Annotated in this window: 18 protein-coding genes; 10 read left to right on the top strand and 8 right to left on the bottom strand. The window is 67.3% G+C overall.

What is annotated here, in order from left to right:
• Window positions 1-45: 45 nt before the first annotated feature.
• The 8 genes from J0J10_RS09805 (at window position 46) to J0J10_RS09770 (ending at window position 9,823) form a co-directional block, all read left to right on the top strand.
• The gene (locus J0J10_RS09805) at window positions 46-1,533 is read left to right on the top strand and encodes a M81 family metallopeptidase (RefSeq protein WP_291646304.1); all 1,488 of its coding nucleotides are present in this window, start codon (window positions 46-48) and stop codon (window positions 1,531-1,533) included.
• Window positions 1,534-1,638: 105 nt separating this feature from the next.
• Window positions 1,639-3,267 (top strand): amidohydrolase, encoded by a 1,629-nt coding sequence (locus J0J10_RS09800; RefSeq protein WP_291646303.1) that lies wholly within the window; start codon window positions 1,639-1,641, stop codon window positions 3,265-3,267.
• A gap of 146 nt (window positions 3,268-3,413) precedes the next feature.
• Complete coding sequence (locus J0J10_RS09795; RefSeq protein WP_291646450.1) at window positions 3,414-5,000, top strand: ABC transporter substrate-binding protein; 1,587 nt, start codon at window positions 3,414-3,416, stop codon at window positions 4,998-5,000.
• Window positions 5,001-5,113: 113 nt separating this feature from the next.
• Window positions 5,114-6,049: an ABC transporter permease gene (locus J0J10_RS09790; protein ID WP_291646302.1), complete on the top strand. Its 936-nt coding sequence runs from the start codon at window positions 5,114-5,116 to the stop codon at window positions 6,047-6,049.
• Between the two features lie 8 nt (window positions 6,050-6,057).
• Window positions 6,058-6,879: an ABC transporter permease gene (locus J0J10_RS09785; RefSeq protein ID WP_291633538.1), complete on the top strand. Its 822-nt coding sequence runs from the start codon at window positions 6,058-6,060 to the stop codon at window positions 6,877-6,879.
• A complete protein-coding gene (locus tag J0J10_RS09780) occupies window positions 6,876-7,856 on the top strand; it encodes an ABC transporter ATP-binding protein (protein WP_291646301.1) in 981 nt (326 codons plus the stop codon). Before J0J10_RS09785 ends, J0J10_RS09780 begins: the two co-directional genes overlap by 4 nt.
• Entirely contained in the window at window positions 7,849-8,829 is a 981-nt protein-coding gene (locus tag J0J10_RS09775; protein ID WP_291646300.1) for an ABC transporter ATP-binding protein, read from the top strand. Before J0J10_RS09780 ends, J0J10_RS09775 begins: the two co-directional genes overlap by 8 nt.
• A gap of 31 nt (window positions 8,830-8,860) precedes the next feature.
• Entirely contained in the window at window positions 8,861-9,823 is a 963-nt protein-coding gene (locus tag J0J10_RS09770; RefSeq protein ID WP_291646299.1) for a M14 family metallopeptidase, read from the top strand.
• A 32-nt stretch (window positions 9,824-9,855) separates the two neighbouring features.
• Here J0J10_RS09770 and J0J10_RS09765 read toward each other — a convergent pair whose 3' ends face one another.
• Complete coding sequence (locus J0J10_RS09765; RefSeq protein ID WP_291646298.1) at window positions 9,856-10,332, bottom strand: hypothetical protein; 477 nt, start codon at window positions 10,330-10,332, stop codon at window positions 9,856-9,858.
• 124 nt (window positions 10,333-10,456) lie between these two features.
• Entirely contained in the window at window positions 10,457-11,161 is a 705-nt protein-coding gene (locus J0J10_RS09760; protein ID WP_291646297.1) for a glutathione S-transferase N-terminal domain-containing protein, read from the bottom strand.
• 313 nt (window positions 11,162-11,474) lie between these two features.
• Here J0J10_RS09760 and J0J10_RS09755 point away from each other — a divergent pair, with 313 nt between their 5' ends.
• On the top strand, window positions 11,475-12,620 hold the full coding sequence (locus tag J0J10_RS09755) for an extensin-like domain-containing protein (RefSeq protein WP_291646296.1): 1,146 nt from the start codon (window positions 11,475-11,477) through the stop codon (window positions 12,618-12,620).
• A gap of 95 nt (window positions 12,621-12,715) precedes the next feature.
• On the opposite strand, the gene mepA is transcribed toward J0J10_RS09755, so the two are convergent.
• On the bottom strand, window positions 12,716-13,660 hold the full coding sequence (mepA, locus tag J0J10_RS09750; protein WP_291646295.1) for a penicillin-insensitive murein endopeptidase: 945 nt from the start codon (window positions 13,658-13,660) through the stop codon (window positions 12,716-12,718).
• A gap of 189 nt (window positions 13,661-13,849) precedes the next feature.
• On the opposite strand from mepA, the gene J0J10_RS09745 reads away from it, so the two are divergent.
• Window positions 13,850-14,020 carry a DUF3309 family protein gene (locus J0J10_RS09745; protein ID WP_291646294.1) on the top strand — a complete coding sequence of 57 codons (171 nt, stop codon included), beginning with the start codon at window positions 13,850-13,852 and terminating at the stop codon, window positions 14,018-14,020.
• 174 nt (window positions 14,021-14,194) lie between these two features.
• Here J0J10_RS09745 and lhpI read toward each other — a convergent pair whose 3' ends face one another.
• From lhpI to J0J10_RS09720, 5 genes are all read right to left on the bottom strand, one after another.
• A complete protein-coding gene (gene lhpI / locus J0J10_RS09740) occupies window positions 14,195-15,139 on the bottom strand; it encodes a bifunctional Delta(1)-pyrroline-2-carboxylate/Delta(1)-piperideine-2-carboxylate reductase (protein WP_291646293.1) in 945 nt (314 codons plus the stop codon).
• Window positions 15,140-15,147: 8 nt separating this feature from the next.
• The gene (locus J0J10_RS09735) at window positions 15,148-15,483 is read right to left on the bottom strand and encodes a LapA family protein (RefSeq protein WP_291646292.1); all 336 of its coding nucleotides are present in this window, start codon (window positions 15,481-15,483) and stop codon (window positions 15,148-15,150) included.
• Between the two features lie 23 nt (window positions 15,484-15,506).
• Complete coding sequence (ihfB, locus tag J0J10_RS09730; RefSeq protein ID WP_291633516.1) at window positions 15,507-15,791, bottom strand: integration host factor subunit beta; 285 nt, start codon at window positions 15,789-15,791, stop codon at window positions 15,507-15,509.
• Window positions 15,792-15,819: 28 nt separating this feature from the next.
• The gene (sppA, locus tag J0J10_RS09725; RefSeq protein WP_291646291.1) at window positions 15,820-16,788 is read right to left on the bottom strand and encodes a signal peptide peptidase SppA; all 969 of its coding nucleotides are present in this window, start codon (window positions 16,786-16,788) and stop codon (window positions 15,820-15,822) included.
• A gap of 91 nt (window positions 16,789-16,879) precedes the next feature.
• Window positions 16,880-18,169 carry an Hsp70 family protein gene (locus tag J0J10_RS09720; RefSeq protein WP_291646290.1) on the bottom strand — a complete coding sequence of 430 codons (1,290 nt, stop codon included), beginning with the start codon at window positions 18,167-18,169 and terminating at the stop codon, window positions 16,880-16,882.
• Between the last annotated feature and the right edge of the window lie 152 nt (window positions 18,170-18,321).

The following is an 18,321-nucleotide window of genomic DNA, read 5'->3' as shown; positions in this document are numbered from 1 at the left end:
CCACGCTACAAAAAAGAAAATCGGTCCAGGGGGGACGAAGCCGGAATGGCCAAACGCGTTCTGATCGCGGAGTTCATGCACGAGACGAACACGTTCAGTGTTCAGCTCACGGATGAGGCGGTGTTCCGCCATCACGGCGTCTTCCGCGACAATGAGGTGCCGACCGCCTTCCAGGGCACGCGGACTGCGATGGGCGCGGCCTTCGAGGCCGCCGAGAAGTTCGGCTGGAGCCTCGTCCACCCGCTCGTCACCGGAGCCAATCCCTCAGGCCGTGTCACCGACGCGGCCTTCGATGTCTTTGCCGGGATGATCCTTTCCGCCTGCGAGCGGCTCGACGGCGTGCTGCTGCACCTGCACGGCGCGATGGCGACCGAAAGCTCCGACGATGGCGAGGGCGAGCTGCTGAAGCGCATCCGCGCCAGGGTCGGCGAGGATGTGCCGATCGTCTCTGTGCTCGATCTGCACGCGACGCTGACGCAAGCCATGGCCGACAACGCCAATGCGCTGATTTCCTACCGGACCTATCCGCATATCGACCAGTATGAGCGGAGCTGGCAGGGCGCCGAACTGCTGGAACGGGCGATGCAGGGCGAGATCCGGCCGCGCGTCGCAGTGGCGCGCCGGCCGATCCTCTACGCGCTCGATGGCGGGCGCACGACCTCGCCGCCGTTCATGGAGCTGCTGCGCCGCGGCGACGCGCTGGAGGCCGCCGGGGAGGCGCTCGTGGTCAGTGTCCAGGCCGGCTTCTCCTCAGCCGATGTCCACGATATCGGCCCCTCCATCGCCGTCACCCATGACGATCGCGGCAAGGCGCAGGCCATCGCCGAGGAGCTGATGGATTATGCCTGGGAGCAGCGCCGCTTCTCCTCGATCCACTTCACCCCGTTGAAGGAGGCGATGGCCAGGGCCAAGGCGGGCGAAGGTACGCTCGGGCCGGAAGCCGGTGGCAAGCCGCTGGTGATCTCCGACTATTCAGACAATCCGGGCTCGGGCGCCTATGGCGACGCGACAAATCTGCTGCGGGCCGTGATCGAGGCGGGTCTCAAGAATGTCGGCTTCCACGCGATCCGCGATCCGGAAGCCGCGCTTGCGGCAGAGGCGGCCGGCGTCGGCAACCGGGTGAAGCTCAAGCTCGGCGGCAAGGTCGATCCGACGACGGGCGGCGGTCCGCTCGACCTCGACGCCCATGTCGTGGCGCTGACCGACGGGCATTTCATCTGCTACGGGCCGATGGGTGGCGGCGTCTGGCGCAATTACGGGCTCTCGGCCCTGCTGCGCGTCGACGATGTCGAGATCATCGTCATCACCCATAACGGCCAGGCGACCGATACGGCGCAGTTCACCTCGCTCGGCGTCGAGCCGACGCGGAAGTCGACCCTGATCGTCAAGTCGATGCAGCATTTCCGCGCCGCCTTCGAGCCGATCGCGCGCGAGGTGATCGAGGTCGACACAGGCGCGCTCTCGACCAAGAATTTCAAGGAGCGGCCTTATCGCAAGGTGCGCCGGCCGATCTTCCCGCTGGACGACATCTGAGTAGGCTGCAAGGTTTCGTGCCGACCGGCCGCAAAGCGCCGGCGGCGACAGGACGGAGGAACGCATGAAGGCAATCGGGAGCAGGCTAGCGGCGGGAGCCGACGCATGAGCGTCAAGGCCGATATCGTGCTGCGCGGCGGGCCGATCTGGTGCGGCCGGGAGGAAGGCGTGGTCGAGGCGCTGGCGATCTGGGGCGACAAGGTGCTCGCCGCCGGCAGCGAAGCCGAACTCGCCGGCCTCACCGGACCGCAGACCGAGATCATCGACCTCGCCGGCCGGCTTGCGACGCCGGGGCTGAACGACTCCCATCTGCACCTGATCTCGCTCGGCATGACCATGGACTGGGTCGATGCCCGCCCGGCCAATGCGCCGACGCTGGCAGCCCTGCTCAGCGAGATCGCGACACGCGCCGCGAGGTTGAAGCCCGGCGAATGGGTGCTGGCGCGCGGCTACGACCAGACCAAGCTCGACACCGGCCGCCATCCCTATCGCGATGAGCTCGACCGGGCCTCGCCGGACAATCCGGTGATGCTGGTGCGGACCTGCGGCCATATCTCGATCTGCAACTCGCTGGCGCTCAAGCTCGCCGGCATCGACGAGACCTCGCCGACGCCGCCCGGCGGGCTGATCGAGCAGGCGAACGGCAAGCTCACCGGCCTGCTCGCCGAGAACGCCCGCGCCCCCGTCACGGCGGTGATCCCGCCGCCGACCGAAGAGGATCTCGTCTCCGGCATCGAGCGCGGCGGCAACTATCTGCTCTCGCTCGGCATCACCTCCTGCATGGACGCCGCCGTCGGCCAGAAGGGCGGCTTCGGCGAGATTGCCGCCTATCATCGCGCCAAGCGCGACGGACGCCTGCCGGTCCGGACCTGGCTCGCCTTGCTCGGCGACGAGGGCCGCTCGATCGTGCCACAATGCCATGAAGCCGGGCTGATCTCCGGCACCGGCGACGAGATGCTGATGGTCGGCGCGGTCAAGATCTTCCTCGACGGCTCGGCCGGCGGGCGTACCGCCTGGATGAGCGAGCCCTATCTCGGTGAGGACCGGACCACCGGCGTGCAGATGCTCTCGAACGAGGATCTCGAGCGCCAGGTGCTGGACGCCCATGCCAAGGGCTACCAGCTCGCCTGCCATGCGATCGGCGATGCGGCGATCGAGCAATTGATCACGGCCTATGAGAAGGCGCTCGCAGCCCATCCCGATCCCGACCGGCGTCACCGTATCGAGCATTGCGGATTCTCGACACCGCAGCAGCATGAGCGGATGCTCAAGGCCGGGATCTATCCCTGCCCGCAGCAGGTCTTCATCCATGATTTCGGCGACGCCTATGTCAAGGTGCTCGGCGAGGAACGGGCGCTGCCGAGCTATCCGTTCCGGACCTGGTTCGACCTCGGCCTGAAGCCGGCGACCGGCAGCGACGCGCCGGTCTGCGACCCGAACCCGTTCCCGAATTTCCACACCATGCTGACCCGGCAGACCTGGCGCGGCACGGTGATGGATGAGCGTCAGCGCGTCTCGATCGAGGAAGCCCTGCAGGCCTACACCGAATACGGCGCCTTCTCGCAGAAGCAGGAGGGTGTGAAGGGCAAGCTCGCTGCGGGCTTCCTCGCCGATGTCGCGGTGTTCTCGCGCGATCTCCTGACGGCTTCACCCGAGGAGATCCTGAAGGATACGCGCTGCGACCTCACCATCCGCGGCGGCAAGGTCGTCTACGACCGGGCAAGCGCCGGCTGACGGCACTCCGCAAAGAGAAGGGGGAGACAGCGGCCGAAAGCCAGCTATGGTTCGTACACAAATGGTTCGTGCTAGAAGCGGGCACCAAGCCGGACAAACCGGCAAGCCCGACGCGATTTCAACCGGATTTGGGAGGATTTTACGTGTTGAACAAATGGTTTCTGTCGACCGCGCTGACGCTGGCGGCCCTCACCGTGCAGGCACAGGAACAGCCGCGCCGGGGTGGCACGATCCGCTTCACCGCGCCCTATGCGACATCCTTCACCAGCAATGACAGCCATGTCTCGCCGCAGATCCAGGACGAGATCTACACCTATGCGCTGCACCGCTCGCTCTATCGCTGGAATGCGGCGGAGAACAAGCCGGAGCTGGAGCTCGCGACGGCCGTCAGCAAGTCGGCGGACGGGCTGACCTGGACCTACAAGCTGCGCGACGACGCGCTCTTCCACAATGGCCGCAAGATGACGGCCGACGACATCATCTGGAGCTATACGCGCATCATGGACGGCTCGAAGAGCTATCCGGGCGCCCGCCACATCCGGCGCATCAAGGGCGCGGTCGATGTCGAGAAGGGCCAGGCCAAGGAGATCTCCGGCCTGAAGAAGATCGACGACCAGACGTTCGAGATGACACTGGTCGAGAAGGCCGATCCGGGCTTCTTCCTCTATTACGGCCAGACCGCTGTCTACCCGGCCAAGGAAGCGCAGGAGCCGGACTTCTTCAACAAGCCGATCGGCCTCGGCCCGTTCAAATTCGTCGAGCATGTGCCGGGCTCGCGCATGGTGCTGGAGCGCTGGGAGAAGTATTTCAAGCCCGGCAAGCCCTATGCCGACAAGGTGGTGATCTCGCCGATGGGCGAGGCCGCATCGCGCGACATCGCCTTCCGCAACAAGGAGATCGACGTCTCGATTCTCGGCCCGACGCAGTACGTCGCCTACCGGGCCGACCCCAACCTGTCGAAGGGCATCCTCGAGGTCGCCGAGGTCTTCACCCGCAATATGGGCATGAACCCCGCCTTCAAGCCCTTCTCCGACAAGCGCGTGCGCCAGGCGATCAACCACGCGATCGATTCCGATCTGATCATCAAGCGCCTGGTCCGCGACAAGGCCTACCGTGCGACCGGCTGGCTGCCGCTCTCCTCGCCGGCTTATGACAAGGAGATGAAGCCCTACGCCTTCGATCCCGAGAAGGCGAAGAAGCTCCTGACCGAGGCCGGCTATCCCGACGGCTTCGAGTTCGAATGGACTGCGACCCCGAACGAGAGCTGGGGCGTACCGATCGTCGAGGCGGTCATCCCCATGCTCGCCAAGGTCGGCGTCAAGGTGAAGATCAAGCCGATCGAGGGCTCGGCGCTCGGCGGAACGGTCCAGAAGGGCGACTTCCAGGCCTATATCTGGTCGAACACCTCCGGGCCGGACCCGCTGACCATCCTGAAGTGCTACCACTCCGCGACGCCGCAGAGCGCCTGCAACTACACGACCTACAAGAATCCGGCGGTCGACAAGCTGATCGACGAGGCCGGCAATACCGACGATCCGGCCAAGCGGATCGAGCTGCTGAAGAAGGCCAATGCGATCATCTATGACGACGCACCGGTCTGGTTCTTCAACTACAACAAGGCGGTGATGGCCTATCAGCCCTGGCTGAAGGGTCTGCAGCCGAACGCGACCGAGCTCGCCTTGCAGCAATATGACGAGCTCTGGGTCGACGCCTCCTCGCCGGCGGCGAAATAGGCCGAACCTGCGCGCGCCAAGTCCGGCGGCAGCCATGCCGCCGGAGCCCCGCCAGAGAGCGCCTCGTCGCTCAGATCGCTCGATCTGAGCGGATCCGGCTCCAGGAACCCGGCATGCTGCAATTCGTCTTCCGGCGCCTGCTGCAGGCGATTCCGATCCTGCTCGCCGTCGCGGGCCTGATCTTCCTGCTGTTCAGCGTCATTCCCGGCAATTTCGCCTCGACCCAGATCTCCGATGGCCGCGCCGTCATGGACGCCGAAGCGGTCGAGCGGATGAACCGGCAGTTCGGCCTCGACCAGCCGCTGGCGACACGCTTCGCGACTTATGTCGGCAAGCTCGCGACGCTCGATCTCGGCACCTCCTTCCGCACCCGCCAGCCGGTCTGGCATCTGATCGGCGAGCGGCTCTGGCCGACCATGCAGCTCGCCTTCGCCTCGATGATGTTCGCGATCCTGATCGGCGTTCCGCTCGGCTTCCTCGCCGCGCTGCGGCCGGGCGGCATCGTCGACACCGTCTCGATGGTGACGGCGGTCTCCGGCCTCTCCTTGCCGAAATTCTGGCTCGGCCTGATGCTGATGTACCTGTTCGCGCTGCAGCTCGGCTGGCTGCCGAGCTTCGGCTATGGCGACGGTGCCTTGCGCAATCTGATCCTGCCCTCGATCGCGCTCGGAGTCGCGCCGCTGGCGCTGCTCGCCCGCACCACCCGCGCCGCCGTGCTCGAGATCATGAACGCTGATTTCGTCCGCACCGCCCGCGCCAAGGGCATGAGCGAGCGCCGCGTCGTGCAATGGCATCTCGCCCGCAACGCACTCGTCATCGTGCTGACCACGGTCGGCCTGCAGTTCGGCTCGGTGATCGGCCAGGCGGTGGTGATCGAGAAGCTCTTCGCCTGGCCGGGGCTGGGCTCGCTCCTGGTCGACAGCGTCTCGCTGCGCGACATCCCGGTGGTCCAGGGCTGCATCCTGGTAATCGTGCTGTTCTTCCTGGTCGTGAACATGCTGGTCGACGTGCTCGCCGCGATCATCGACCCCCGCATCCGCTACAGCTGAGGCCTGCGATGAAGCTCAGAGCCAATCTCGTGATCGGGGGAGCACTGTTCGCGACCGTGGTCGTCGCCGGCGCCCTCGCTCCTTTCCTCGCCCATACCGACCCGGTGATGGACGCCAATCTGATGAATGCCGAGGTCGCGCCTGGCAGCGAGTTCTGGTTCGGAACCGATGCGCAGGGGCGCGACATCTACAGCCGCGTGCTCTATGGCGCGCGCATCTCGCTGACCGTCGGCATCGTCTCGCAACTGATCAACACGGTGATCGGCGTCTGCCTCGGCCTCTCCGCCGCCTATTGGGGCGGCTGGTGGGATGACTTCGTCAACGGCCTGACCAATCTGATGCTCGCCATCCCCTCATTGATCTTCGCGCTGGCGATCATGGCGATCCTGACGCCGGGGCTCACCAGCCTCCTGATCGCGCTCGGGCTGACCAACTGGTCCTATACCTGCCGGCTGTCGCGAGCCTCGGCGCTCTCGCTCAAGAGTCAGGGCTATGTCCAGGCTGCCAAGGTGCTGGGCTATGGCGACATCCGGATCATGCTGACCCAGATCCTGCCCAATATCCTCGGACCGATCATCGTGATCGGCACGCTCGGCATGGGCGGCGCCGTCTTGGCCGAGGCCTCGCTCTCCTTCCTCGGCCTCGGCATCCGCCCGCCCTTCCCGAGCTGGGGCTCGATGCTGTCCGATGCCCGCGACCAGATCACCACCGCGCCCTGGATCTCGATCTTCCCGGGGCTCGCCATCTTCATGACCGTGCTCGGCCTCAACCTGCTCGGCGATGGCCTGCGCGATATCCTCGATCCTCAGTCGCGGGCGCGCACGGCATGAGCGGCGAGGCACTCCTCCAGGTCGAGAACCTCAGGCTCGATCTCGTCGTCGGCAGCCGCCGCTTCGGTGCGGTCAAGGATGTCAGCTTCAGCATCGGCCGCGGCGAGACCTTCGGCCTGGTCGGCGAATCCGGCTGCGGCAAGAGCATCACGGCGCTCGCCCTGATCGGCCTGCTGCGTCGACCGCTGGCCTTCGGCGGCGGGCGCATCCTGTTCAAGGGCCGCGAGATCCAGGACCTTCCGGGCAGCGAGATGCGCAAGCTGCGCGGCAATGCGATCTCGATGATCTTCCAGGAACCGATGACGGCGCTCAATCCGCTCTCGCCGGTCGGCCGCCAGATCGCCGAGATGTTCGTGCTGCACAAGGGCGCAACCTGGCACGAGGCCGAGCGCAAGGCTGTCGAGGCCCTCGCCGATGTCCGCGTGCCCGCCCCCGACCGGCGGGTGAAGGACTATCCGCACCAGCTCTCCGGCGGCATGCGCCAGCGCGTGATGATCGCGATCGCCCTCGCCTGCCGGCCTGACCTCCTGCTCGCCGACGAGCCGACGACGGCGCTCGACGTCACCGTGCAGGCCGAAATCCTGGAACTGATCCGCGACCTTTCGGCAGCGCAGGGCACGGCCGTGCTGATGATCAGCCATGATCTCGGCCTGATCGCCAATATGTGCGCCCGCGTCGGCGTGATGTATGCCGGGCGCCTGGTCGAGGAGCGGGCGGCGCAGGAGGTCTTCCGCGCTCCGAGCCATCCCTATACCGGCGGGCTCGTCGCCTCGCTGCCTTTGCTCGGTGCCAGGGCGAGCCATGGCCGCAGCCGGCTGAAGGAGATTTCCGGCGTCGTGCCGGCGGTCACCGCCTTCCCCGAGGGCTGCCGCTTCAACCCGCGCTGTCAGGCGCGGACCGATATCTGCATCGCAGAGGACCCCGAAGAGACCGCGCTGCCGCGCGGCGGCAGGGTGAGGTGCCACCACCATGCCTGAGACCGACCAGATGATCCTCAGGGTCGAAGACCTCGCCGTGCATTTCCCGCTCGGCGGTGGGCTGCTCGGCGGCAAGCGGCGCACCGTCCATGCGGTCGACGGTGTCGACCTCCACCTCAGGAAGGGCGAATGCCTCGGGCTGGTCGGCGAATCCGGCTGCGGGAAGTCGACGCTCGCGCTCTCGATCCTCGGCCTGCAGCAGCCGACGCGCGGGCGCGTGCTGCTCGACGGGGTCGACATCGCCGCACCCGGTGTCGACCGCAAGGCGCGGGCTCGCATCGTGCAGATGGTCTTCCAGGACCCCTACTCCTCGCTCAATCCGCGCCAGACCGTGCGCCGGACGCTGGAAGATCCGCTGCGGCTGCACGGGATCACGGACAAGTCGGAGGTCGACGGCCGAATCGAGGAGATGCTGCGCCATGTCGGCCTGCGGCCCGAGCAGGCGGCGCGCTATCCGCATGAATTCTCCGGCGGCCAGCGCCAGCGCATCGGCATCGCCCGGGCGCTGATCCTGAAGCCGAAGATCGTGGTGCTCGACGAGCCGGTCTCGGCGCTCGACGTCTCGATCCGGGCGCAGATCATCAATCTGCTGCTCGAGCTGAAGGAGACGATGGAGCTTTCCTACATCATGATCAGCCATGATCTCGGCGTGGTCGAGCATATGAGCGACCGGGTCGCGGTGATGTATCTCGGCCGTATCGTCGAGACTGGCGATTGGCATTCGATCTTCACCGCCCCGCGCCATCCCTATACGCGCGCTTTGATCGCGGCGATCCCCGACCCGTTCGGCGAGCGGCCGGGCGTCAAGATTTCCGGCGAACTGCCGAACCCGCTGGAGCCGCCGTCGGGCTGCCGCTTCCACCCGCGCTGCCCGGAGGTCCGCGACATCTGCCGCAAGCCGCCGACGCCGGCGCTCGGCGAGATCGCGCCCAAGCACGAGGTACGCTGCCTGCGCGCCGCGGAGCTTGTGTGATGGGCCAACCGCTTAGAACGAGAGACCGACCTTGACTGCCATCGACCTCGACGACGGGCCGCTCGAAAGCGTGCGCTTCACCGGCCTGAAACCTGGCCCGAAGCTGATCGTGCTCGGCGCCGTTCACGGCAACGAGCCCTGCGGCCCCACCGCGATCCTGCGCGCCATCGACGATTGCCGCGCCGGGCGGCTCAAGATCCTGCGCGGCGAGGTCACCTTCGTGCCGGTCGCCAATCCCAAGGCCTTTCGGCAGAAGACACGCGAGGGCGACCGCAACCTCAACCGCGACCTGCGCGAGAAGCCCCTCGCCAACGATTACGAGGACCGGATCGGCAACCCGCTCTGCGCGCTGCTGCGCCAGCACGATGCGCTGCTCGACATCCACTCCTTCCGCGGCGAGGGCGAGCCCTTCGTCTTCTTCGGGCCGCAGAACAATCGCGGCGAGCTCGAACCCTTCGCGCGCGCCGAGGAGGAGGCGGCGCTCGCCGGCTGCCTCGGCGTCGCCATCGGCATCCATGGCTGGCTCGACAACTATGCCAGGCTGCTCGCGATCCGCGCCCGCCTCGACGTGCCTCGCCTCGCGGTGACCGAGGGCTATGGCACCACCGAGTTCATGCGCTTCTGTGGCGGCTATGCGGTGACGCTCGAATGCGGCTCGCATGACGATCCCGAGGCCGGCGAGATCGGCTATGCCGCGATCCGCAACACATTGGCGCAGTTGCAGCTGATCGACGCCGCCATGCCGGCCCTCGCCCTCAAGGACGTGATCGAAATGGTCGACGTCCTGCTCTGCGAGACGCAAGGCGACGCGGCCGAAGGGCCGTGGCGGACCGGAGATGCCGTGCCGGCCGGCGCGATCATCGCCCGCCGCGCCGACGGCACGCCTGTCACCGCGCCACGCGACGGCTTCGTGATCTTCCCGAACAAGGCGCCGAAGCTCGGCGAAGCAATCTGCCATTTCGGCATCGCCGGCAGCCGCGGCCCGGCCGCCTGACGCTGCTTCCTACCCACAGAACAGGCCGCTGTTCAGCGGAGCGGGAGCTCGGCGAAATCGTCGCCGTCCCAGCTCAGGCGCTTATGACAGGGCTGGTAGCCGGCACGGTCGCAGAAGCTGCCGTGCAGGTTCAGCACGAGGACGGGCTTGCCGCCGGCGCGCGCGATGGACCAGGAGCGGACATTGTCGCCATAGACCGGGCGATAGCCATCGGCGCCCGACATGAAGATGTCGAGCGTGCAACCGCCGGAACCGCAGAAGCGGTTGACCTTATTGCCTTCGGTACAGACGACCGCACCGTAATCGAGCAGATAGTCGGGCCGGCCATCGCCGTTCAGATCGGCCTCGCTCTGGAAATGCGGCTTGAATCGGGCCTTTCCGCCGCATTGCTCCAGAAGCTCCTTGCGGACCGCTGCGACCTCGGCCGGGACCGTGGCAGTCTGGGCCATGGCCCCGCCGCCCGCCAGCAGCATCGCGGCGAGCGACAGGACGACGAATCGCACGGGCATGGGAGACTCAAGCTGGGAGAGGAAGACCGGCGCATCTTGCCGCTCGCCGGACCGAAGACAAGGAGCGGCGAGCGGTTGTCCGCAGGACGAATGTCGCAGGCGGCTGATCCGCAGCGCTCCCGTCTCAGGGCCGCTTCGGGATCTCCAGACCGCGCTGGACGGCCGGCCGCGCCAGGCCGCGCTCAAGCCAGGCCGGAACGCGCTCGAGCTTGTCGTATTCGACGAGCTCGCCGGCGCCGTAGAAGCCGACGAGATTGCGGACCCAGCCGAGGGTCGCGACATCGGCGATGCTGTATTCGCTGCCCATCAGCCAGTCGCGGCCGGCGAGCCTGGTCTCGAGCACGCCGAGCAGGCGCTTGCTCTCGTTCGCATAGCGGTCGCGCGGGCGCTTATCCTCATATTCGCGCCCGGCGAACTTATGGAAGAAACCGAGCTGGCCAAAAATCGGGCCGATCGCCGCCATCTGGAAGAACACCCATTGCAGGGTTTCATAGCGCTGCGCCGCATCCTTGGGCAGCAGCTTGCCGGTCTTCTCGGCGAGATAGACCAGGATCGCGCCGGATTCGAACAGAGCCAGCGGCTTGCCGCCGGGACCGTCGGGATCGAGGATCGCCGGGATCTTGCCATTGGGGTTGAGGGAAAGGAATTCCGGCGTCCAGGTCTCGTTCTTGCCGATGTCGATGGCGTGCGGCTCGTAGGGCAGGCCGATTTCCTCGAGCATGATCGAGACCTTGACGCCGTTCGGCGTCGGCAGGGAGTAGAGCTGCAGGCGGTCGGGATGCTGCGCCGGCCAGCGCTGCACGATCGGGAAGGCGGAGAGATCGGACATCGGGGAATTCCTCGGAAGGCAGATGGCGGGCATGACGGCCGCGCGGGCAGGATACCGCGGAGACGAGCCGCGGCGCCGCCGCCAGCTTGGTTCGGCGGCGAGAGCAGCGCAACCGCCATCACCGTGCAGAAATGCCAGCGCCTGCCGGCATGAACGAGAACGCCGCGCCCCGGCGACGCTCCACGGCTTGGTAAACGCCGAGAGCGACGCGTTAACCGGAGCTTAACGCCAGCGCCAAACTTAATCCGGCCGTGACTTCCCGGCCGCAGCCGGTCAATAAACCGTTCATCCAACGCCTCGCATTTGAATGGTCATGCGTCGCGTTCATCTCGCCCTTCTCACGCTTGGCGTCATCGGTGTCGGACTTGCCGGCTGCGGCAAGTTCCAGAAGCCCCAGCGTGCCGCCTGGCGTGACCAGGCCGAGGCCCAGTGCCTGGCCTCGCGCCAGGTCCAGTTCTCCTCCTATGTCAGCCTGCGCGAGAAGGCGATCGACGGCCCCGGCACCTGCGGCATGGAAAAGCCGATCAAGGTCGCGGCCTTCAGCAACGGCGGCATCGGCCTGACCAGCAATGCGACGCTGGCCTGCCCGATCGTCGCCACCACCGACAAATGGCTGGCGGAGGTCGTGCAGCCAGCAGCGATGAACGTGCTCGGCGCACAGGTGATCGAGCTTCGGGCCGGCTCCTATTCCTGCCGCGCGATGAACAACGGCACCGGCACAAGGCGCACCTCCGAACACGCCTTCGGCAACGCCGTCGACGTGTTCTCCTTCCGGCTCAATGACGGCCGCAACATAACCGTCAAGGATGGCTGGCGCGGCGCCCCCGAGGAGCAGGCCTTCCTGCGCGAGGTCTTCGTCGGCGCCTGCCAGATGTATTCGACCGTGCTCGGCCCCGGCGCCGACGCCTTCCACTACGACCATTTCCACATCGACCTGGCGCGCCACTCCAAGGGCCGGCAGATCTGCAAGCCGGTGATCAAGTACACGCCGAACTACGACCTGCCGCCGCCCGACCCGGCGCGGCCCGACCGCATGGCACTGCAACAGCAGCAGCCTTCCTCGCGCCATGCGCTGCCGCCGCCGATGGTGGCGAGCAGCTCGGGCGGGCTGCTGCGCCAGCCGAGCACGGGCCTGCGTCCGCCCGGGTCCGTCAATGGCGGCTATTCCGTCGCCCATGGCCAGGGCCAGGGCGGGCTCGAGGCGCAACGGCGCTATATCGAGGAGCGGCCGCAGCAGCCGCGCTCGCACTACCAGCCGCCGCCGACTCCGAGTCAGATGGGCGGACCGCTGATGCTGCCGGGTTCGATGCCACCGACCGAGGAGGTGATCCTCGGCGACGAAGAGGGCAACGGCGTGCTCGACGAGATGCAGCAGGGCGAAGGCGAGACGGGGATCACCCCGCGAAACGACCCGTTCGCCTACCGGCCGGGACAGCAGACCGGCTCGATCCGGCGCTAAAGGGCAGGCCTGAGCTCAGCCGTAGCGCCAGGCCCTTCTGGCGCTATGGAGTATCCGTTCACGGGGCACCAGAACCCGACGCTCTTCCACGAAGTTCAGCGCGAGACCAAAACCTGCCGGCACTCCTGCGGCAGCGCATCGAGCGACATGGGCGGCTTGGGCTTCGGCTTCGGGCCGGGCTTCGGCTTGGGCGGGTTGAATATCGCCTTGTACTGACGCTCGATCCAGCCGGCGAGCTCCTCGCCGCAACCATCACCGAAATTCGGCGGCTCCTGGCCGGCGCAACCCTCGACGCCCGGCGGGCAACTCATCCTAATGTGGAAGTGGTAATTGTGCCCCCAGATCGGCCTGACCTTGTTGAGCCAGTTCCGATCCGAGCCGGCCTCGCGGCAGAGCGCGACCTTCAGCGCCGGATTGACGAAAATGCGCTCGACCCGCGGCTCGCTCGCCGCCGCCTTGATCAGCCTCGTATGCGCCGGCGTCCAGTTCTTCGGATCGACGTCGCGCCAGTCGGCCCGGGCCATGTTGACTGCCGGCATGTTCTCGCGGTCGTCGGCATCGAGACGCTTCCTCGGCATCGGCGTCAGCCAGATATCGGCATCGAGGCCGATCTGATGCGAGGCATGGCCGGTCAGCATCGGCCCGCCGCGGGCCTGCGAGATGTCGCCGACCAGCAGCCCGGCCCAGCCGGTGAGCTTCGGCACCTCGCGCGCGAAGCTTTCGAGATAGTCGATCAGCTCCGGATGGCCCCAATTGCGGTTGCGGGCCCGACGCATCACCTGCCAGCTCTCGCCATCAGGGGCCAGCGCCTTGCCTCCCGCGAGGCAGCCACGCGCATAGGAACCGATGGCGCGAGCCTTCATCGCCGCAGCCGGGGTGGTCTTCTGGCCGAAATGGGCGCGGGCGGCATCGGGGAAAGCGGCGATATTGGCGGCGCGGCGCCTGGCCTCGTCCTCGGCGGTGGACTGGGCACGCGCGGCGCCCGCCAGCAAGGCGAGCGGCAGCAGAATCAGCAGGGCGATACGAGAGGAGCTTGACATCGGCGCAGACTCGCAAGCTCAGCGAGGAAAGGTCAAGCGCGCCGCTTGCAGCCAGGCGCTGCCGAGGCGCCAAGGCCCCGGTGCCCCGCCCTCGCACAGGAGACGGAACCTCCTCCGCGCGCCTGACGTTCTTCGACTGCGCTCCCGTCGAATGGCGACGGTGCCGCGCTGACCCGAAGGAGGCGCATCATGTCCACCGTCCTGATCATCGTCTTGCTGATCGTCCTGCTCGGCGGCGGGTATTACGGCCATCGCAGCTATGGCGGCGCCGGCCTCGGCGGCGTCCTCGGCCTGGTGCTGGCGATCGTACTCGTGCTCTGGCTGCTCGGCGCGCTCGGCGGCGCACCGGTGCGCGTCTAGATCGCCGCGCGCCCGTTCGGACGCAGTGACGGTGATCTATCTCAGTGTTATCGCGTCGGAGTTTTCCGGAAAGCGGAGTCCATTTTTCGGTCCGATGCTATAGGCGTCGGCGCCCGACGCTCACGGAAGGCGCAGCCCGCCTTCCGCCGCTAGCCCGGCAAGCCGGACAGGCGTTCAGTTGGCGAGCTGCCAGACCAGGATGGCTGCGGCCAGATCCTCGAGCGCCGTCCCCACCGATTTGAACAGGGTGACGTCGTCGCGCTCGGCGGCGGTCTCGTATTCGCCGCGGCAGAGCCCGGTCAGCGTGCCGGCGACCTGCTCGGCCCGATAGGCGCCGGCCTTGATCGCGACGGCGACATCGCCGCCTTCATGCAACGCCGCCTCGGTATCGACGAAGACATGGGCGCGCTGCAGTGCCTCGTCATCGGCCTCGCGCATCGCCATGTTGAAGGCGCCGACCAGATCGAGATGAGCGGTGCGCTTCAGCCAACGCCCCTGGATGATCGGCTCGCGCGACAGCGTGGCGCAGGAGATCAGATCGGCCTGGCGCGCCTCGGCCTCGAGATCCTCGGCAACGCGCGCCGCGATGCCATCCGCAACCAGTTCGGCGACGACCTCGGCCGCGGCTTCCGGCCGGCGGGCCCAGATCGCGACGTCCTCGAAATTGCGGACGCTGCGATGCGCCTTGACCAGGAAGGGGGACAGCGCGCCGGCCCCGACCATCAGCATGCGCTTGCTGTCCGGTCGCTCCAGCATGCGCGAGGCGAGCGCCGAGGCGGCGGCGGTGCGCCACAAGGTCAGGCGCGTGCCGTCGAGCGCCGCCAGCGGCTTGCCGGTGGCGCCGTCCATCAGGAGATAGGTGCCCATCACGCTGGGCAGGCCCATGCTGGCATTGCCGGGATAGACCGTCGCGACCTTGGTGCCGAGATAGGCCGGGGAGATCTCGGGCCCGGTCCAGGCCGGCATCAGCAGGAGCGTACCGGTCGCGTCCGGGCGCGCGACTTCATGATGATGCCGGACGGGGGTGACGATATCGCCGCGAAAGGCGGCGCCCAGGGCATCGACGAGCGCAGGAAAGGTGAGCAGGCCGTCGATCTCGGCGGCGGAAAAGAATCGCATAGGAAGAATCAGACTCGGCTGGTCAGCGCAGGCAGCGCGGAATCGGGAACGGCGGCGCGCAAGGATTGCGCCTCGCCGCGCAACTTCTCGGCCTCGCGCCGGTTGACGCGGGCCGCCTTGCGGTGCTTGCTCTGCGTCAGCCAGGAGGCGCAGCCGCCGATCAGCACGCCAAGGGCAATGGCCGCCAGGATCACGGCAAAGAGCGGCACGTCGAAGGCCAGAACCGGCAGGTCCCGGCTGATCGGATCGAAGGAGACGCGAACCGGCGCGCGGTTCGCGACCGAGAACAGGACGATCAGCAGCGCCACCGGGACGAGCACGAGCGCCTTGAAGAAAGCCTTCATTCGGTAACCTCCGCTCGCGCCGCTCAGGCCTTGCCGTTCAGCCGCAGGCGCAGCTCCTTGCCGGTCTTGAAGACCGGAACGAGCTTCTGGTCGACCTCGACGGAATCGCCGGTGCGCGGGTTGCGGCCGACCCTGGCTTCGCGCTGCTTGGTCGAGAAGGCGCCGAAGCCCCGCAGCTCGACCCGGTCACCGCGCGCCAGCGCCTTGACGATCTCGTCGAGGATCGAGCCGACGATATTCTCAATGTCGCGCTGATACAAATGGGTGTTGCGCTCGGCAATGCGCTGGACGAGTTCAGATTTTATCATGGCGCCAATATAACCGCTTGTAAGATCGTCATTTTTCGCCGGCAGGCTGCCAGAGCGCCAAGGGCGCGTCAAGCCGCAGGCCGGTGGGCTGCTCCGCGGCCCGGGCGATCAGCACGGCCAGGCTCTCCAGCCCCGCCGCGCGCGCCAGCGCCTCGCCCGCGCTCCAGATTCCGAAGGAGGAGCTCTCGCTGCGGCGGCGCCAATCGCGCACCGGCAAGGACTTGCCGACGCCCTTCTCGCGCTCGAGCCAGGCGATGGCCTCGCCCTCACCGCCGATCTCGTCGATCAGCTTGAGTCCGACCGCCTGGCGGCCGGAATGGACCCGGCCATCGGAGACCGCGGCGAGCTCGGGATCGTTCAGATGGCGGCGGTCGCGCACCAGCCGCTTGAACCAGTCGTAATTGTCCTCGACCACGCGGCGGAGTGCGGCGATCGCCTCCGGCGAAGCGGGTTCGAAGGCATTGGGCGCAGCCTTGAGCGGGCTCGACTTCACCTCCTCGACCTTGACGCCGATCGTGTCCATCAGCTTGGCGAGGTTGGGGAACTGGAAGAGCACGCCGATCGAGCCGACGAGCGAGGTCTGGCGGGCGACGATGCGGTCGCTGCCGAGCGCGACGATGTAGCCGCCGGAAGCGGCGAGCCCGTCGACCACGGCGACCACCGGCTTCTTGGCGGCGAGCCTGCGCACCGCCTCATGCACCGCTTCCGAACCGGTCGTGGTGCCACCGGGGCTGTCGATCCGCAGCATCACCGCGCTGGCGCGGCTATCCTCGAGCGATTTGAGCAGGTCGAGGGTGCGCCTGTCGCCGGAGATGAAGCCGGAAATGGTGACGCGAGCGATATGGGCCTGAGCGGTGCTGCCGGGCAGGCGTCCGGTCCAGGCGAGTGCGGCGCCGACGAGCATGACGACGACCCCCGCCAGCGCCAGCAGGCGCCAGAGCGACAGCTTGCGTCTCAGGCTGCGGCGGTCGGCGAGCAGATCGGCGTCAGTCGACATGTCGGCGGCTCCGGTAGGCAAGGCCAGTGGTTTAGCCGCGCCATGGCAGGCGGGCAAGGCGGCAAATGCCGCATGGCGGCCAAGGATCGGTTCAGGCGCCGATCTCGGCCCGGTGCCGGTCGAGCGCATACAGGGCGAGCCCGCTCGCCACCGAGCGGAAGGCATCGCCGATATGGATGCGCTGCGCCCCGAAGCGCCGGTCGAACAGCGCCCTGACCGCGGGGACATGCGAGGTGCCGCCGGTCATGAACACCGCCTCGATGCTTCCGGCCTCGACACCGGCCTTGGCCAGCGCCTCGTCGAGTGCCTGCTCGATCGCCGCGACATCCTCGGCGATCCAGCCCTCGAAGGCGGCACGCGTCACGCTACGATCGATCTCGACACCCATCTGGCTGAAGCTCAGCCGCGTTTCGTCCTGGCTCGACAGCGCGATCTTGGTGGCGGAGACGGCGCGGTAGAGCTCGTAGCCGAGATCGTATTCGATCACCGTCATCAGATCCTCGAGCCGACCCGGCTCGACCGCGTCGCGGATCAGGGCCTTGAGCTCGGCCATGGTCTCGCGGCTCTTCATCAGCGAGAGCCGGTGCCATTGCGCGAAGGCGGCGTGATAGTGCGCCGGAATCGGCAGGCGCTTGCCGAAAGACAGATAATCCGTGCCCTTGCCGAGGCGTGGCGACACCGCATGCTCGATGATGCGATAGTCGAAGGTGTCACCGGCGACGCCGACACCGGAATGCGAGAGCGGGATCGCCTCGAGGCGCCCCGTTCCGCCGGGCTCGAAGCGCATCACCGAGAAGTCGCTGGTGCCGCCGCCGAAATCGGCGACCAGCATGGTCTGCGCCTGCTTCAGCTCGCGCGCATACCAATAGGCGGCGCCAAGGGGCTCGAAGGCGAAGTCGACGCGCGGCATGCCGGCCTTGGCATAGGCGCCCGAAAGCCGGCCGAGCGCCAGCTCCTCATCCGGGCGCTCGCCGGCGAAGACCACAGGGCGGCCGGAGATCAGCGGGCGCTCGGCGAGTCCGTCGAGCCCGGCCGAGAGATCGCTCAGGAAGACCGCGATCAGGTCCTCGAGCTGGAAGAGCTTGCCGAAGAGCCGGGTCTCCTGGAAGGCGCGGCTGGAGAGATGGGTCTTCAGCGACTGCAGGAAGCGGTGCTCGGTCGTCATGCCGAGCGCCATGTCGAGCGCGTCCGGGCCGCTGACATGGGCGACATGGGTGTTGGGCGGCCGCCCCTCGCGCCAGAACATCAGCGCCGAGCGATAGGCGTCGACCGCGCCCTGCTTCGTCGCAAAGCTGCGGGTCGAGACGCTGCCATCGGCGCGCGCAAGGGCGACCACGCTGTTGGTGGTGCCGAAATCGATGCCGATCGCCGCGTGGTCCATGGTCGTCTCCTGCTCATCTCGTCACGGTCGGGCTTGACCCGACCATCTCGGAAACCTGTGTTCTCTGGTCCCGAGTTTCTCGGATCTGCGCTTCGCTTCGTCCGAGAATGACGAGCTCGGCCGAAACAAAAGCCCGCGCGGATCTCTCCGCG

Source organism: Allobosea sp. (assembly GCF_017308075.1).
GTDB lineage: Bacteria > Pseudomonadota > Alphaproteobacteria > Rhizobiales > Beijerinckiaceae > Allobosea.
The sequence above is the reverse complement of the archived record's forward strand: the minus strand, read 5'-3'. Positions and strand labels throughout refer to the sequence as shown.

What these genes read in the sequence shown, in the direction of transcription:
- J0J10_RS09805 (WP_291646304.1), top strand. Translation starts at nt 46, where the DNA reads ATGGCCAAACGCGTTCTGATCGCGGAGTTCATGCACGAGACGAACACG.
- J0J10_RS09800 (WP_291646303.1), top strand. Translation starts at nt 1,639, where the DNA reads ATGAGCGTCAAGGCCGATATCGTGCTGCGCGGCGGGCCGATCTGGTGC.
- J0J10_RS09790 (WP_291646302.1), top strand. Translation starts at nt 5,114, where the DNA reads ATGCTGCAATTCGTCTTCCGGCGCCTGCTGCAGGCGATTCCGATCCTG.
- J0J10_RS09785 (WP_291633538.1), top strand. Translation starts at nt 6,058, where the DNA reads ATGAAGCTCAGAGCCAATCTCGTGATCGGGGGAGCACTGTTCGCGACC.
- J0J10_RS09780 (WP_291646301.1), top strand. Translation starts at nt 6,876, where the DNA reads ATGAGCGGCGAGGCACTCCTCCAGGTCGAGAACCTCAGGCTCGATCTC.
- J0J10_RS09775 (WP_291646300.1), top strand. Translation starts at nt 7,849, where the DNA reads ATGCCTGAGACCGACCAGATGATCCTCAGGGTCGAAGACCTCGCCGTG.
- J0J10_RS09765 (WP_291646298.1), bottom strand. Translation starts at nt 10,332, where the DNA reads ATGCCCGTGCGATTCGTCGTCCTGTCGCTCGCCGCGATGCTGCTGGCG.
- J0J10_RS09760 (WP_291646297.1), bottom strand. Translation starts at nt 11,161, where the DNA reads ATGTCCGATCTCTCCGCCTTCCCGATCGTGCAGCGCTGGCCGGCGCAG.
- J0J10_RS09755 (WP_291646296.1), top strand. Translation starts at nt 11,475, where the DNA reads ATGCGTCGCGTTCATCTCGCCCTTCTCACGCTTGGCGTCATCGGTGTC.
- mepA (WP_291646295.1), bottom strand. Translation starts at nt 13,660, where the DNA reads ATGTCAAGCTCCTCTCGTATCGCCCTGCTGATTCTGCTGCCGCTCGCC.
- J0J10_RS09745 (WP_291646294.1), top strand. Translation starts at nt 13,850, where the DNA reads ATGTCCACCGTCCTGATCATCGTCTTGCTGATCGTCCTGCTCGGCGGC.
- lhpI (WP_291646293.1), bottom strand. Translation starts at nt 15,139, where the DNA reads ATGCGATTCTTTTCCGCCGCCGAGATCGACGGCCTGCTCACCTTTCCT.
- J0J10_RS09735 (WP_291646292.1), bottom strand. Translation starts at nt 15,483, where the DNA reads ATGAAGGCTTTCTTCAAGGCGCTCGTGCTCGTCCCGGTGGCGCTGCTG.
- ihfB (WP_291633516.1), bottom strand. Translation starts at nt 15,791, where the DNA reads ATGATAAAATCTGAACTCGTCCAGCGCATTGCCGAGCGCAACACCCAT.
- sppA (WP_291646291.1), bottom strand. Translation starts at nt 16,788, where the DNA reads ATGTCGACTGACGCCGATCTGCTCGCCGACCGCCGCAGCCTGAGACGC.
- J0J10_RS09720 (WP_291646290.1), bottom strand. Translation starts at nt 18,169, where the DNA reads ATGGACCACGCGGCGATCGGCATCGATTTCGGCACCACCAACAGCGTG.